9 protein-coding genes are annotated in these 15,951 nt (G+C 68.1%); 4 read left to right on the top strand and 5 right to left on the bottom strand.

The window, feature by feature from the left end; genetic code table 11:
• From OO67_RS22715 to OO67_RS22690, 5 genes are all read right to left on the bottom strand, one after another.
• On the bottom strand, window positions 1-963 hold the full coding sequence (locus OO67_RS22715; RefSeq protein ID WP_157841714.1) for a hypothetical protein: 963 nt from the start codon (window positions 961-963) through the stop codon (window positions 1-3).
• Window positions 964-1,112: 149 nt separating this feature from the next.
• Window positions 1,113-1,538 carry a peptidase inhibitor family I36 protein gene (locus tag OO67_RS22710; RefSeq protein ID WP_051709672.1) on the bottom strand — a complete coding sequence of 142 codons (426 nt, stop codon included), beginning with the start codon at window positions 1,536-1,538 and terminating at the stop codon, window positions 1,113-1,115.
• A gap of 1,865 nt (window positions 1,539-3,403) precedes the next feature.
• Window positions 3,404-3,607 (bottom strand): cold-shock protein, encoded by a 204-nt coding sequence (locus OO67_RS22700; RefSeq protein WP_033302989.1) that lies wholly within the window; start codon window positions 3,605-3,607, stop codon window positions 3,404-3,406.
• 333 nt (window positions 3,608-3,940) lie between these two features.
• Window positions 3,941-5,674: an aa3-type cytochrome oxidase subunit I gene (gene ctaD, locus OO67_RS22695; protein WP_033302988.1), complete on the bottom strand. Its 1,734-nt coding sequence runs from the start codon at window positions 5,672-5,674 to the stop codon at window positions 3,941-3,943.
• Window positions 5,675-6,020: 346 nt separating this feature from the next.
• Window positions 6,021-7,973: an SMI1/KNR4 family protein gene (locus OO67_RS22690; RefSeq protein ID WP_033302986.1), complete on the bottom strand. Its 1,953-nt coding sequence runs from the start codon at window positions 7,971-7,973 to the stop codon at window positions 6,021-6,023.
• A gap of 245 nt (window positions 7,974-8,218) precedes the next feature.
• Between OO67_RS22690 and OO67_RS22685 the strand changes: the two genes are divergently transcribed.
• The 4 genes from OO67_RS22685 (at window position 8,219) to OO67_RS22670 (ending at window position 15,735) form a co-directional block, all read left to right on the top strand.
• Window positions 8,219-8,482, top strand: coding sequence for a hypothetical protein (locus OO67_RS22685; RefSeq protein WP_033302984.1), 264 nt, complete (start codon window positions 8,219-8,221; stop codon window positions 8,480-8,482).
• A gap of 13 nt (window positions 8,483-8,495) precedes the next feature.
• Window positions 8,496-10,532 (top strand): DUF2786 domain-containing protein, encoded by a 2,037-nt coding sequence (locus OO67_RS36985; protein WP_051709671.1) that lies wholly within the window; start codon window positions 8,496-8,498, stop codon window positions 10,530-10,532.
• A gap of 418 nt (window positions 10,533-10,950) precedes the next feature.
• On the top strand, window positions 10,951-11,319 hold the full coding sequence (locus tag OO67_RS22675) for a CU044_2847 family protein (protein ID WP_033302982.1): 369 nt from the start codon (window positions 10,951-10,953) through the stop codon (window positions 11,317-11,319).
• Window positions 11,320-11,358: 39 nt separating this feature from the next.
• Window positions 11,359-15,735, top strand: coding sequence for an nSTAND1 domain-containing NTPase (locus OO67_RS22670; RefSeq protein WP_033302980.1), 4,377 nt, complete (start codon window positions 11,359-11,361; stop codon window positions 15,733-15,735).
• The last annotated feature ends 216 nt before the right edge of the window (window positions 15,736-15,951 follow it).

Here is a 15,951-nt window from a genome sequence, read left to right as displayed (position 1 = left end):
TCAGCCTCCCAGGACTTCGGCAGCGACCTTCAGCTGGTCCTCCACTGCCTTCTGCACCTGGTCGAGCTCCTCGGCGTTCCCCTCGATCGCCTCTTTCTGGTAGGCGACGTCGACCGCGTACCAGACACCCGCGACGTTGTTCTCGATCTTGCACTCGGCGTCCGCGGTGGCGACGGTCTTCTCCTGGGCGGTGGCCCTCTCGCCGAACCACCTCTTGTCGCCGGAGGCTTCTATCGGGGTCCTGTAGTTGTACCCCTTCTCCTCCATGCAGCGAGACCACTTGGCGAAGACGGCCAGTACCCGCTCGTCCTGGAGCGACTTACCGAAACTGTCCAGATTCACGTCGTTGGCGACTTTCGCGTCCCCGTAGTTGCCCATTTTCTGCTGCGCCTCACCGATGCAGCCCCCCGCGGGCACCTTCCGGCCGTTCACATCCTGGCCGCCCGCGCCGGTCTTCTCCGCAGGGTTGTCGGTGCCGTGGAGGACCCTACGCATATTGGCGTGGGTCCTCATCTGCCTTTCCTTGGCAGCTCTGCTTTCGGCATCGGACAGAGCACCGGGGGACTGGGTTTCGGGATTCTTGTAACCGTAGACAGCGGTCTTTGCAGGATCGAGCTTGCCGTAACGGTACTGCGAGATGGTCTGGCCGGCGGACGGCACGGCAAAGGCAGGCTCCTCGTACGCGATGCCGAAACTCTTCATGCACCGCGCGCGCAGCACGGACTCGGCCTTCCCGAGTTCTGTCCACTGCTCCTCGGTGAGCAGGTATGCCTCGACGGGGACGGGGTCTAGCACTGCCGTGGTTATCGTCGGGATCTCGATCTCAGGAGGAACGCCCTGGCCGGAGCCTTTCGCATCCCCGCCTGTCCGATCGGCGAGTGGGTTGCCGCAGCCGGCGAGCAGTGCTGCTACCAGCGAGACCGGAACAACAACCGAGAGAGTGCGGGGAAGGGAGATTCCCATTGGCGTTTTCCTTCAGGACTTCGGTGCGGTGGTGGGACGTGTGAGGAGCGCTCCGCCAGATGCCGCCAGGCGGAGCGCCCTCCGTCATGAAATGCTCTCCGATGCCGTTCCGGAGACCCGTCGGTACGAGTCCCGCAGCATCGAGGTGACTACCGCGCAGCCGATCCGTAGTCGATGAACTCTCCGGAGGCGTTGTTGTTCTTCATCGTCGCGTTGAGGTTCGCCTTTCCGTACTTCGCAATGGTCTGGTAGGCGTAGGAGCCGTCGTAGTTCGAGTTGTAGTAGATCCGCACCCGGCTCACCTGGTCCCAGTTGTCCACGGAGGCTGCGTTGTTCTTGACCTGCTGCCCCGCCCCGTTGCTGCCGCCGAGGCTCGCTTCGAAGGTGCGGCCGGCGTAGTCCGGGGTGTCGTACAGCTGATCGTAGAGCGCGCCCTTGTAGTCGGAGTTGTAGTGAAGGCAGGCGTGGTAGTCACTGCACGAGATGATGGCACTGGCCGGAGCCGCGAAGACGAGAGCCGATCCGGTGACAGCCAGAGCAAGGCTGCCGGCCACGGCGAGGCGCTTGATGTTCATCAGACTTCCTTTCATCGAAAAAACGGAACAAGGCGGATATGGATATCCTCATGGCACTCCCTGCCCTAGAGCTCGGGAATTCCATGAGGAGACCCGTCCCTGCCTCGACATTTGTGAACCGCGCACGAGGCTCGACCCGCACCTGTGCCGTCATGCTGGGAAGGGGCCGGCAGCGAACCGGACCCCGGACTGCTCGCCGACTGTTCCTGGCGGCCCCTGCTGAGGCAGCCGTGACGAAGGTTCAGGACCCGGGTGCGGAGAACGCCCGCCCTCCGCGCTCACGCACCGTGGGGCGACAGGATGGCCCGTGCCCGTCAACAGTCGTTCCCTCCGTCCTTTTGGCCGGGGGCGGCACAGAGGTGTCGGACGCGCTGGTTCAGGCCCTGACGGGAGCGGCGCGGAACCCACTCGAAGTGCTGCCGCACGCCAGCGAGATCTGGATGTGTGGCTGACGCGGAGTGGCCCCTCTGCGTGTACGCCGGAGGCTTACGCCCCCGCTAACCCCTCGGCCGGCGAGTCCCGGACCGGAGAAGTGGCCAGGACTACGGAGAAGGCCTGCCGGGTGCCACCGGTGAGGTTAAGCGAGGAGACGGAGCCAGGCAGCCCACGGCCGCAGCGGCGCGCCGATCAGGTGGCGAAGTCCGCGTCGGCTGTCATCGAGGCGCGAGCGGAACGGCTGGCGATCATGGATGCCCCCCAAGGCATGAACGTCTGACTGGAACGCACGACAGGCGGAGTCGAATCCCGAACAGGCACGGTCGCCCCCCTGGCGACGAGACCGTCCCGGCATCAACGATTGCAGCCCGCTTCCTGCGATGTCGCCAGAAACTATCAGGCGTCATGTCGGTAGAACTGACCCAACGTCACCGCTATCGGGCACCGTCGGAAAGGTGATCATCTTAATAGGGTTCATTCGTTGACGTGAAATGCTGAGGGGGGTAAAGGGTTGGTGTGGCGGCACGCCGCCCGGAAGATTTGACGAGGGGACCACCAACCGATGACCGGGCCGGCGGCGTGGGCGAGGGCGCGCACCCCCGCGTGACGCACTCTCGTCCGCGCTTCGAGAACACGCCCGCGGTGCGCCATCAACAAGTGGGGACCGAGCCGTCCGAGCATGCTCCTCACGACCGTGCGCATGAGGGTGAGGCGGTACGTGTCCTGGTGGGGAGTGCGTCGAGGCCGCGTAGCCGGCTGACGGCAGGCCACGCGCCGCAGGTTCCTGTCACGGCCGTGGGCCCGGTGGCTCACGAGCGGAGCCGGAGTCGGTCTGAAGCGACGGTAACGGTGCCGTGGAAGCTGTGAGCGCGCTTGTCGCATCGGGACAGCTGACATGCCCGGCCCAGGTGCGCCGGGAGGACGGTGATCGCCTCGTCCACCCGGGCGCAGAAAGCCGGCGATGCGGACCGCAGGAACGCGAGGAGGGCGGACATGGGTGCTTTAGAGCCCTCGCGCGGCCGGCGTCTCTCCCGCGAGCGAACACCGCTGACCAACCTGCAGGTCCGGCGGCCTGGTGGCAGCAGCGGGCCGACGGTGGGCGCCGAGCCCGTCGTGGCAGCACACGTGCCCCCTGCGGGACTGGAGCTGCCTGGCCGTCCAGGGCCGGCCTTCGTGGCGGCTGCTGTCCGGCCACTCGACGGCAGCGGGCATGATCCGGGCCGGACCGCGACCGCTCTCGTGGTGATGATTGCTCGCCGACGGCGGTGAGGTCAGCGCCCCGCCGTCGTGATCACTCGACAACGGGTGATCGGCGAAGCCGCCTCGTCTCGGACGGAACAGCGAGGCCGGTGGGCCCGGCCGTGGGGGAGTGCCCGCGCGGAGTGCATGACGACGGCACAGGCGCGGGCGGGCGCCATGCGATGCTCGCGTCAGGCAGGGGTGATGTTCTCCGCCTGCGGGCCCTTCTGCCCCTGGGTGACATCGAAGTTCACCCGCTGACCTTCCTGAAGCTCACGGAAACCCTGAGCGGCGATGTTCGAGTAGTGCGCGAACACGTCCGGCCCGCCGCCGTCCTGCTCGATGAAGCCGAAGCCCTTTTCCGCGTTGAACCACTTCACGGTCCCACTAGCCATTCTTGGCCCTCCAAGACGAGAGTTTCGGTGCCGCCGCATTGAGGCACCGGAGATGGCCGCCCTGGTCCGCGCGACTCCTGAACAGCCGACGACCGCGACCGCGTGCCGTTGTCCCGGAACCATGACAGCTGGAAACGAACGGTACCCAAGCCGCTCCTCCCCGACCCGGCGCCACGTCGGAAACCAGGTGCCGGCCGGGAAAAAGTAACCCGACCTGTCGAACCCCTGCGGTCCTCGCCGGCCGGGGAGGTTCCGGTGCTCCGGCCTCGCACGGGTGGTGCCGGCCTGCGCTGCCCCGGCGGCGACGGGGTGGGGCGTCGAAGGGTTCGGGCTTCATGTGTCGTCACGGTCCTTGCCCAGCGGATGCGCGACTCCTTCGTCAGGTTCGAAGACGTCCCGCCGGCCTGCCTGCCGGCCCTCGTCCAGCTTCGCGACGGTCGGGTAGTGCAGGTCGAAGGCGGGTGATTCGGAGCGGACCTTGGGCAGGGTCACGAAGTTGTGCCGCGGGGGCGGGCAGGAGGTGGCCCACTCCAGGGAGCGGCCGTAGCCCCACGGGTCGTCGACGTCGATGCGCTTGCCGGTCCTGGCGGTCTTCCACACGTTGTAGAGGAACGGAAGCGTGGAGGCACCCAGAAGAAACGCACCGATGGAGGAGAGAGTGTTCAGGGCGGTGAAGCCGTCGGCGGCGAGGTAGTCGGCGTAGCGACGGGGCATGCCTTCGGCGCCGAGCCAGTGCATGACGAGGAAGGTGGTGTGGAAGCCGACGAACAAGGTCCAGAAGTGGATCTTTCCGAGACGCTCGTCGAGCATCGTGCCCGTCATCTTGGGCCACCAGAAGTGGAATCCGGCGAATGTCGCGAAAACGACCGTGCCGAAGACGACGTAGTGGAAGTGGGCCACGACGAAGTAGCTGTCGGTGACGTGGAAGTCCAAGGGCGGCGAGGCCAGGATGATGCCGGTCAGCCCGCCGAAGAGGAACGTCACGAGAAAGCCGATCGACCAGAGCATGGGTGTCTCGAAGGACAGCGACCCTTTCCACATGGTGCCGATCCAGTTGAAGAACTTCACCCCGGTCGGAACGGCGATGAGGAAGGTCATGAAGGAGAAGAACGGCAGCAGCACCGCTCCGGTGGCGAACATGTGATGGGCCCACACGGTCACGGAGAGACCTGCGATGGCGATCGTGGCCCCGACCAGCCCCACGTATCCGAAGACCGGCTTCCGGGAGAAGACGGGGAGGATCTCCGTGATGATGCCGAAGAAGGGCAGGGCGATGATGTAGACCTCCGGGTGCCCGAAGAACCAGAACAGGTGCTGCCACAGAAGTGCGCCACCGTTACCCGGGTCGAAGACCTGCGCTCCGAAGCGCCGGTCGGCCTCCAGCACCAGGAGCGCCGCGGCCAGCACGGGGAAGGCCAGCAGGACCAGGACGGACGTCAGGAGAATGTTCCAGGTGAAGATCGGCATCCGGAACATCGTCATGCCCGGACCGCGCATGCAGATGATCGTGGTGATGAAGTTGACCGCGCCGAGAATGGTTCCGAACCCGGCCAGCGCCAGTCCCATGATCCACATGTCGCCTCCGACATACGGGGTGCGCTCACCCCCGCTGAGCGGCGTGTAGGCGGTCCAGCCGAAGTCGGCCGCACCCTGTGTGGTCAGGAGGCTGCACAGCACGATCAGCCCACCGAAGAGGAAGAGCCAGAACGAAAGCATGTTCAACCGGGGGAAAGCCACATCGGGAGCCCCGATCTGCAGCGGCATGATCGCGTTGGCGAAGCCGGCGAACGTCGGAGTCGCGAAAAGCAGCAGCATGATCGTGCCGTGCAGTGTGAACGTCTGGTTGTACTGCTCACTCGACAGGATCTGCAACCCGGGGCGGGCCAGCTCCGCACGCAGCAGCAGGGCCATCACGCCGCCGACGATGAAGAAGAAGAACGACGCACCCAGATAGAGGTGACCGATCTTCTTGTGATCCGTCGTGGTCAGCCAGCTGATCAAAACACTTCCGGCCCCACGACCTTCGACAGGGACGAGCGTGGGTGGCTCGGTGGTGGACACACTCATGTGCGGGGCTTCCTTTGCATCCCATGGGGCAGCAGTTCGAGCACGTGCCGTGCCCACAAACCACCGATTGATGACCTTCTCTGTCTACCGGCACCAGCGCCATGCCGGGCCCTCAAGCCACCCGTGCGTACGGGTGACGCACCAGCCGGGTCCAGGGGAGAGGGAAGTGTCGGTGCGGTGGGGATCGGCGAGGGGGGCGGCTCCCGGGATGCGCCGTACGGTGGTCAGCCGGCGGCCCGTCCAGGCGGGCTCGCCGGTCCTTGGACGGTGTTCTGCTGCCTGAGGATGCGTCAATCTTCGGAGCTCAGCAGGCGTCACTCCGCGAAGCCCTGCGGCCTGCCGCTCGTTACCTGCTTCCCCGCCCGTCGTCTCCCGTCCGCTCGTCGCCCGCCTGGCGCGCGCCGTCCCAGTGCATGCGGATCACCGCGTACGACTCGCCGTCCCCGGGCGGGCGCGTCCATGAGCTGCTGACGAACGTGTGCAACCGGCCGTTCACGATCGCGTGACGCGGCAGGCAAACACCGAACTCCTCGGTCACCGCCTCCAGCAGCGACCGTTCCGCATCAGCGGCGTCCTCCAGGTCGCCGAGGAACCGGCTCGGCGTCAGCGCACCTGGTATCTCGCCGCTGGATCGGACCTTTCCATCCGTGTACGTGAACGCGTACTCCTCGACACCGTCCCGCGCCACCGAGAGGTGGAAGAAGGGGTCCCCGAGGTGCGTCCTCAGGCCGCTCCACACCACCACCGCACGGGTGCCCGCACCGGCGGACGCGGCGGGGGAGACGAACCGGTGCCCGTTGAACGGGGCGGGGTCGCCGTCGAAGGCGAAGCTCCAGCCGGTGCCGGCCCGGCCGACCGCCATGAGAGCCCTGTCGTCGTAGGACGAGAACTCCGTTCGGTTCTCCAGCGACCTGCGGCGTGCTTCCCCGCGGGTCATGGGTTCGTCCAGCGCGGTGCCGTGCCCGCCCGCGAGCCGTCCGGGCAAGTCCTCCGGCTCCACCCCCTCCACCAGGACGAACCGGTAGGACGTGAGGTGGTTACCCGGGCCGGGTTCCGCGAGCCACGCCAGGCCGGCCGGGTCCAGCCCGACCGTCGGCTGCGGTTCCCCGCCCGCAAGGCCGGCCCTCGGCGTGGACAGCAGCTCGCGGCCCCGCTCCGGGGTCAGCAATGGCCCGAGCACGGGGTCTGCCATCCATCCCAGTGGCGCCAGGTGGTCCGGTCCGAGGGGCTCCCACAGGGGCAACGCGTCCCTCAGCAACCGCCATGCCCCGTCGGTGTCTCCCCACCGGGCCAGCTCCCGCGCCCGCGCGACCGCCTCCCCGAACGGTCCGGCCGGCGTGTACCGGTACGTGCCGTTCCTCACCCGCTCCAGCGTCGCGTAGGCCAGAGCCACCAGACTCTCGTCGGCACCCCGCAGCTGGAACGTCAGCGTGGAGTCGTCCCGGTACGAGTGCTCAGCGTGTTCGGCCACCAGCAGTGGCAGCAACTCGGGTGCGTACCGCGGGTCCGTCACCAGGTCCGCGAAGTACACCATGTAGGTCTGTCCGAGCAGGCGGCGTATCTGGTCGCCCAGCCCGGCGGCCCGCGGCCTGCCGTACCTCTTGGCCTCGTCCAGTGCCTCCTGGGCGCGTTCCCACCCGCCGCGCAGTGCCTCCGTCCGGGCGTCCTCCACCGAGGCGTCCAGTTCCCGCGTCGTGTCGTTGGCGAACACCGGCTCCCCGTCGCCCGGGCGCGCCCGAAGGTTGTGGAACTCCCGGTGCATCTCCCGCATGAACTCGCGGAAGTTGGCGTGCCGCTCGGGTGGCGCGGCCCGCCAGCTCGCCCACGTGTACACGGCCCACTCGCCGTTCTCGTCCACGTCCTCGGGATCCATGACGACAAAGGTGGCGTCGGAGTCGATGTCGAGCTGGAGCCCGCGCCGCCAGACGCCTGCCTCCTGGCGCTCCTCGGGCCCGGCGTCCTCGTCCAGGTACTCCTCGAACATGTCCGACAGGCCGGACTCGTCGTTGTGCCAGCGCGCGTCCGTGGTTCCCGCCAGCAGCCACACGAACCCGCCCGCATGCCGCCACCCGTCGCTGACCTCGAGGAACTCGCGGTACGACGGGGGCATTCGCCGGCCGAGACGCTTCTCCAGGGCTGCGATTCGCTCCTCGGACGCGGGCGGGAACCCCAGCCACCGTGCCCGCTGGGCGGCCGCGTCGTCCTCGCCCCGTGTCCCTTGGTCCGGGAGGGAATCGGCCCACTCCCCGCTCCAGCCGAGGAGGAAGGCCCGCCAGTCGAATGCGGTGATGTCTGTCATGCGCCCGATGCTGCCACCCGCCTCTGACAACGCTCCGTGCTCGCTTCGGCCGACGGGTCCTCACCCACCCGCGTCCACCGACCTCAGCCGAACTCCGGAGACACGTCGGCGGTGGACATCCTCCTCGGCATCCCTCGGTCCGATCCCGCCGCGGCGCACCGGCGCCCGTCGGAACCCCAGGTCCCTACGCCCCCGGCTCGGCTTTCTACGATGTCCTCATGTATCCGGGAGGGGATCACGTGTCAGTGAGCGGTACGGACGGACTGCCGGAAGAGGTGTTCCGGCAGGGGCGCGCGCACTGGCTGGCGACCAGGGCCGGGGACCTCGCCGGCGTGTTGGAGACCGCGGGACCCCGGCTGTACGAGTTGCTGCCGGGCGATCTCGGAGACCGGACACTCGTGGCGGCGGTGACGGTGGCGCGGTTGGCTGCGGACGAGGCGCGGGCCCAGCCGGTGGCCGAGAGCGTCGGCTGGCTGGAGCGGCTGATCCCCGGGGGGGCACCGCCATGACCTGGCGGGAGCGGTGCGAGAACTCCGCTCCCGGCTCGCGCTCAGCGGCGAACCTGCCCTCTGGTCCTGGAACGCCGAGGGCTGGGAAGAACTGCTGCTCTGGCGATGGAGGCGCGTACAGCCGCGAACCGGCGACCCGGCCGGTGACTTCGCGGGGTGGCGGGCCCGGTGGTCGGCGGAGATCCCGTGGAACGGTGACATCGACAGCCCGGAGTCGACGCCACGCCGACACGGCAGGCAGCTCCTCACACCTGCCCGGTTCTTCGCCGGTGAGCCGGAGCCGCTCAGGCTTCTGGCGCAGGCCGTGCTGGACGCGCCCGGCACAGCCGCCGCCGCCCAGGACGCGGTGCTGCTGCGGGGGGAGCATCTCCAGGGCGCGAGCCACCTGGTGTGGCTGGTCGAGCAGCAGGCCTGCGTCGAACAGCTCGAAGGGTGGCGTCGCAGACATCAGGCCACAGGATCGGAAGCCACCCAGGCGTTCCTGGCGGAGTTGTCCGAAGCGGTCAAGAGATACATGTCGCTCGTACTCCAGCCGGTGGTCGACGCCCTCTCCGCGTGCGAGCGGGCCCTGCTCGGCGACAGCAGGCACGGCGCGCGGCGCTCCGCCGCCGATTACCTGGACGCGTTCCTCGACGCGCAGGAACAACCCGGCGAGGACTCCTGGCGGGACGAGCGGCTGAGCGCGGACGTCGAACAGCAGGCGCGGGAACGCGTGAAAGTGGGCGAGACCACCTGGCACGGCATGCTGGGGACGGTTCCCGTCTGGTACCGCATCGTCACCTCCCGGGAGGAGCGGGCAGCGGCCCTCGCCTACTCCGGGAAGCCGTCGACGTCCGTCGTCCGGGTGAGGACCGGCGCGGTGCTCCAGGACGTGTCGTCCGACCTGTTCGGGCTCGGGGGCGCGGGCGACGAGCATGAGGAGTGGTATCCCGCACCCGGCATCGAGATCGACTACACGGCGGACAGCGCCTTCGACCTGTGCGCGCTGCTGGCGGTCGTCCAACTCGGCCACGCGCGCATGGAGTTCCTGATGCGGCGCGCCGACGGGAGTTTCCAGCGGCTGCGCTCGGTCAGGGCCCGGGTGCGTGAGGACGACACCGTCGCCTGGCGGCGCTGGGCCCTCGGGGTCCTGTCGGAGCTGGTCCCGGACCCGGAGGACCTGGCTGATGTGATCGCCCGGGAAGCGGACGACGGGACTGACGAGAGTGACCCGGCGGACGCGTGGACGCGCTTCGACGACCCTACGACGTCCTCCGGTTCCGACAGGCCCGGGCCCGGTCCCCGGCCGGTGCGCGACGGGCTGCCCGAGGCGCTGCTAGGCAAAGTCAGGGCGCTGCTGCGGAAGGCGGAGAACCCGGGGGCCACGGAGGACGAGGCCCGCGTCTACCGGGACAAGGCCTATGAGCTCATGGCCAAGTACGGCATCGAGCAGGCCATGCTCGGCGACGACGTGACCGAGTGGGAGCGGCCGGTGGACCGGATCGTCGATCTGTACCCGCCCTACGTCAAGGAGGGGCGTCGGCTGCTCGCCAGGATCGGCTACGAGATGCGGTGCCGATCGGTGTACCCCGGTGGCAAGGACAACCGTCACCGCGTCCACCTCTTCGGGTTCGAGACCGATCTCCAGGCCACCGAGGTGCTGTTCGCGAGCCTGCGCCTGCAGATGCTGGAGGGTGCGGACCGCGCGGACCGCCTGCACCGCCCCGCGGGCGAGGACGCCCGCGCCTACAAGCGTTCCTGGATGCTCGGCTTCATCCGCGAGGTGACCGTGCGGATCAGTGCCGCCCAGCGGACCGCGAGTGCAGCCGCGGAGGAGGGCAGCGAAGCGGAGGGGACGAGCAGTCGCAGTGTCGCTCTGGTCCTCGCCGACCGGACCACGGTGGTCGAGGCTCGGCTCTCCGACCAGTACCCGAAGCTCAACAAGCCCCGCCCCGCGAAGTTCAAGGGCACCGGCTACTGGCAAGGGGTCGCCGACGGGCGGGACGCCTACATCGGCGGTTCCGCCTTCGACTTCGACGAGGAGGACCGGACTGCGCGCCTCACGCCATGAACTCGCCCGGTGAGTGGTGCGGAAGGCCGGTGGGCCGGGGGAGACCTCGACCCACTTCCCGCCCGCCGCCCCGGTGGCTGCCGACCGCCGGACCCGCTGCGGATCCTCGAGGGCGGGCATCACCGCCCGAGGGGCAGCTCGCGCAGGACGTGCGCTCGGTCCGGGCAGGGAGCTCGTCGGCAGGGCCCGTGACGTCCTCGCCGCCGGCCCGAGCGAACTCCGGAACGGACCGACCGGCCGACGACACCCTCACCCTGTCGACCACCACAGCGTGCCGGTCAGCGGCGGTGTCACCAGCAGCGAGAGGCAGCGATCCCGTCCGGTCCCGCTGCCCTGTCAGCCTGTGTGCGGTGCCCTCAACACGGCACGGACATCGTTGACTTCGCTATGATCCCGGCTCCTACTGCTGGAGGTTGCGGTGACTGAACACCATGTCCACACGGTCGAGGTGCCTTTGGGGGACGGCAGCGGCGAAGCGATCCGCGTCCAGATCCGTGAGGTGGACGAAGCCCTCGTGCGAGTGGGCCGCGGGGGCCGCTCCGTAGCCCGGGCGGAGCGGTCGTTCGGACAGATGCTGGACACCGTGCGGCCAGTGGCGGAGAGCTTCGTGGGCAGGTTCCGGGGGATGGCGAACGCACCGGATGAGATCACGCTGGAGTTCGGCGTGTCACTCTCGGCCGAGGCGGACGTGGTCATCGCCAGCACCGCTACGGCGGCAAACTTCTCCGTGAGCCTGACGTGGCACGGAAGTGACACGGAGAACCCAAGTGGTCCTGCGGCCAGCTAGGTTGGCCTGACCGGCTCACTGGGGAACGGGGAGGTCGCAGTGGCGGGGGAAGACGCACGGAGTGCCGACGAGACTCTGAACGCGGCTGTCGTCCGGGTCAGGGGAGAGAACGGCACGATCGCCGGTGGAGGAGTCCTTGTCACCCGGGACCGTGTGTTGACCTGCGCACATGTCGTATCGGACGCGCAGGGCAAGGAGCGGGACCTCGAGGTAGCCGTCGGAACCACGGTGCGGCTCGACTTCCCCCTCGCCGAGGGGGCCGGCGGGGAGCGCTTCACCGCCGAGGTCGAGCAGTGGATTCCGGAGCAGCCCAGGCACTGTGGTGACCTGGCGGTCCTGAGGCTGCGTGAACCTGTCCCCGGCACACGGCCGCTGCCTCTGGCCGGTTCTGATGCGCTCTCACGCAGCCCGGTGCGCGTGGTCGGCTTTCCGGAAGGTGAGCTGGGCATGCTCTGGCACCGCGGGGAACTCAGCGGGAAATCATCGGGCGACTGGATCCAGCTCTCCCGAGCCGACACACGGACGGCTCATGTCACGGGGGGCTACAGCGGCAGCCCTGTCTGGGACGATCAGCGGGGTGCGGTGGTCGGCATCGTCGTCGCGGCCCAGAGGAAGCAGGACGACACCCAACAGGCCTTCGCGATCAGTGTGAAAGCGGTACTGCAGAAACTGCCCGACCTTGCTCGCGCCCTGACCCGGGATCCCTTCCCCGGCCTGGCCACATATCAGGAGAGCGACGAGGAGATCTTCTTCGGGCGGAGCGCCGATGTAGACGAAGTGGTCACAGCGCTGAAGGGGGACCACCCCGCCGTCATCCTCTGCGGGCCGTCGGGCTGCGGGAAGTCCTCGCTGGCGTTGGCCGGCGTGGTGCCCAGGATGCGGCGGGAGAACCGGGAGAACTACGACGCGGTGGTGGTGAACGCGGGGACCGAAGGGTCCTTGTCGTCCGGGCTGGCCACCGATCTCTACGAGGCCGTTCGCAAGGGGCGGTACGGGGACCCGCGGGCGGAAAGCGTCGATCAGGTGGAGGGGTGGCTCGCGGACAAGGGCCTTGTGAACACACTGAACCGCCTGCGAGGCAGGGCGGGCGGCAGGTACCTCGTCGTTCTCGACCAGGCCGAGGCGCTCCTGGACCGTGACGAGGCAGAGGTCGAAGAAGCCGCCGGACTGCTTTTCCCAAGAGGTGGTGCGGGTGCCGGCTCACGGTTGCTGGTCACGCTTCGGTCCGACTTCATGGACGCGGCGCTCAAACACCCCAGGCTCGGCCCCCTGGTGCGAAGCAGCAGGACACTCCCGCTGACGCCGATGACCCGCGAGCAGCTCAGAGAAGTGATCACCAAGCCGCTGGAGAAGGCCCCGGCGGTGACCTATGACCCAGGACTGGCTCAGCGCATCCTGGACGACGCGTGCCAGGAGCCGGAAGGCATGTCCCTCCTCGGCTTCGTGCTGAAGCAGCTGTGGGACGAGCAGTTCGCCGGGCGACTACGCACGACGGCGTACGAGGCCATGCACGGCATGCAGGGTGCACTGGAGAAGCACTGCAACGAGGCCTGGAAGCAGTGCGTCGGGGACGACGACAAGGCCGACGCCGCGCGACTGCTCAGGGGCCTCGTCAGGGTGCTGCCCGGAAGCGGGACACCACTGCGCCGCAGGCTCACCCGGGAAGAGGCGGGCGAGTCCGGGTGGGAACTCGCCAGGTCGTTCGCCGCGCGGCGGCTGCTCGTGCTGCGTGGTGCCAAGAACGAACCGGAAACCGCCGAACTGGCCCATGAGACGTTGATCAACGTCTGGCCGGCGCTGAAGGAGCAGGTGAAGGAGGACAGCAGGTTCCTGGCCGGCCGGGCCGAGCTGAACCACGACCACAAACGCTGGACGAAGGAAGACAGATCGCCGGATCTGCTGCCTGGTGCGAAACAACTAGGCTCCATTGAGGTCTGGTTGAAGGATCGTGAGGGCGAACTCGGGGCGGAGGAGCGTGATTTTCTGTCTCGCGCACGACAGCGTCAGCGCGGACGCCGGGCGCGCATCCGCGCCGCCTGGATCGCAGCCGCCTTGGTGCTTGCCCTGATCGCGGGCCTCGGCACCTTTCTCGTCCTTCAGCACCACATCAGTACCCAACGACAGGCGGAGGGACGATCGCGTCTGCTGGCCAACTTCTCCGCCGAAGTGGCGAAGCAGGATCCCGGGCAGGCTGCGCTGATCGCCATGGGGGCCTATGAGATCGCGCCGACGGACGAAGCCCGCAACGCCGTGCTCCGCAGGTACGACCAGTTCAAGGAAGCCGCGTGGGTGCTGACCGGGACCGAGGGGAAGATCCGAAGCGCGGCCACGAGCGTGGACGGCGCGGTGACGCTGGCGACGTCCGACAACGGGCGCGCCACTCTGTTCGTACGCAGGGCCGGAAAGACACAACGGCTCCAACTGGGGCTCGACGAGATGGCCTTCCATCCACTCGTCAGCCGGGACGGGCGGCGGATCGCCTACGTCTCGGCGACAGGGGCGTTCGTCTGGCACGACGTCGACCGCACTGCTGACGGACCGGAGGAGTTGCTCGGAGCGCCACACACCCTGCGGGCCGGTCCGTTCGAGGAAATTGCCGGCCTGATGAAGCTGACGAGCACGGACAGCAGCCTCATGGCTTTCTCCCCGGACGCAGGACACGTGGCCACGATGGCGGACGGACGGCTGTGGGTGTGGGATCTGGTGACGAAACGTCACCATGAAGTGCCCCGCCGAGCGTCCAGGAACGACGAATCCGTCTGGTACGGGCAGGACAAGAACACGCTCATCGTTCAGAGCAGCCCCGACCCGACCCGAACCTCGTTGACGACCGTGGACGTCGAGACGGGGACGGTTCGCAAGCTGGCGGATGACGTCGAGAACGGTTCGTCGTACGGTGCGGGCATCGGCCTGTCGGGAGACGGCGGCGTGCTGGTTGTCTGCCGCGAAGGTGAGAACGAGGAGACCAAGGTCTACCAGGCTCTGCGCGTGACGGACGGGCGAGTGCTGAGCAGCTACACCGAGAAGAGGGAAACCTCCGGTTGCGAAACCATAGCCGTCGACGAGGAGGGTGAGCGCTTCGCGGCGAACGAGTTCAACACGTGGACGGTCGTCGACGCCCGTCAGGGCCGCCGCCTGCAGGTGACCGAGACCCCGGTACACGAGAAGACCATCGGCCGTCTCCTTGAGGGCGCGCACCAGCCACTCGTTCTGGCGGTCGCTGAAGGCAACGTCGCGCTGACCGCTCTGTCTCTGACTCCGAGCGATGTCGACAATTCCGACATCGTCGTCAGCTCGCCCCGGCTGATCGACGGTGGGAAGACCCTGCTGGCCCATGTCAGACGCTGGGACGAGCCTGACAGCGGGGAGACCTTGGCGCTCATCGACGCGGCCTCCGGCCAGATCACCTCCTCGGTGAAGCGACCCGAAAGCCTCGCGGCACTCGACCCCGCGGCGAAGAACTCGTTGACGGTCAACGACGCGGGAACCCTCGTGGCGGACGTGGTCGGCCGGAACAAGATCCTGATCCGGCAGATCCCGTCCTTGAGGAAGGTGGCTGAGATCACCACGCTCATGCCTCCCGTCGACGAGCGGGGAATCGGGGACCCGATGACGCTCACCTTCTTCCGGAGCGGTGATGAACTGCTGACGCTCTCCGGTAGCAGGATCGAGCACTGGAATGCCCGGTCCGGAAGCCGGCTGTCCGAGACCGTCGACGCCCGCGACCTCGAGCTCGGCGTAGGACGTCCGGCCCGTTCCCACTCGCCAGGGGGAGACCCGGGCCCGGAATTCGTACTGAACAGCCCCCCTCATGCCGGCCGCGCGCAGATCACGGTCTACGGCGACCCTGTGCTGTACACCATCGATCTGGGCACGGGCGAGGAGGACAAGGCACGACGTGTCCGTCTCGGCCGGGACGTCGAAACTGCCTTTCTCGACACCAGCGGCCGCTACGCAGTCGCGAAAACGCCGGGCGGCATGCTCGAGCTGTGGTCGGCGGCGACCGGACGACGGCCGAGCCGGATGGTGGGCCCACTCGGGCCGCTGGGCTCGAACGACAGGTTCACCGGCGACGGGTTCACCTTCAGCTTCACCGGAAGGGACGGAGAGTTCTACGTGGCCAACGGGAGCTCCGTGCGCTTCCAGCAACTGTCGGACTCCAGCAGCTTCGAGACGTACGACTTTGCGGCGAACCAGTACTTCGTGGCGGCCACCGAAGACGGGAAGACCTTGTTGCGAACCCTGTCCGGGGGCGGCTTCGGAGGAGGCAACGGAGACCGAGGCCGCCTGGACCTGATCCATCTCGATCCCGGACTCTGGAAGCACCACCTGTGCGACGTCGTCGGCCACGACCTCACCTGGGACGAACGCCTCGGCCTGCCCTCGGGGCTGCCAGAGGTGATCTGCCCGGCCTGAACCTGAAGCGATGCCGACCCCGGACCGGCCCGAGCGCCTCCGAACGGCAGCGACACCGCGGACGGCCTCCGGCCGGCCTGACGGTGCCTCCGGGAAGCCGCCGAAGTGGTCAGTGTCATTCCTCGAGAACCCGGGGACAGCTGACGGGGCCCACGACTCGTTGTAAGGTAAGGAAACAGCACTTGACCTGCAAAAACGCAGGCAGGGAGCCTACGG

The organism is Streptomyces atroolivaceus, assembly GCF_000717025.1.
GTDB lineage: Bacteria > Actinomycetota > Actinomycetes > Streptomycetales > Streptomycetaceae > Streptomyces > Streptomyces atroolivaceus.
This window is presented reverse-complemented; position numbering and strand designations above follow the sequence as displayed.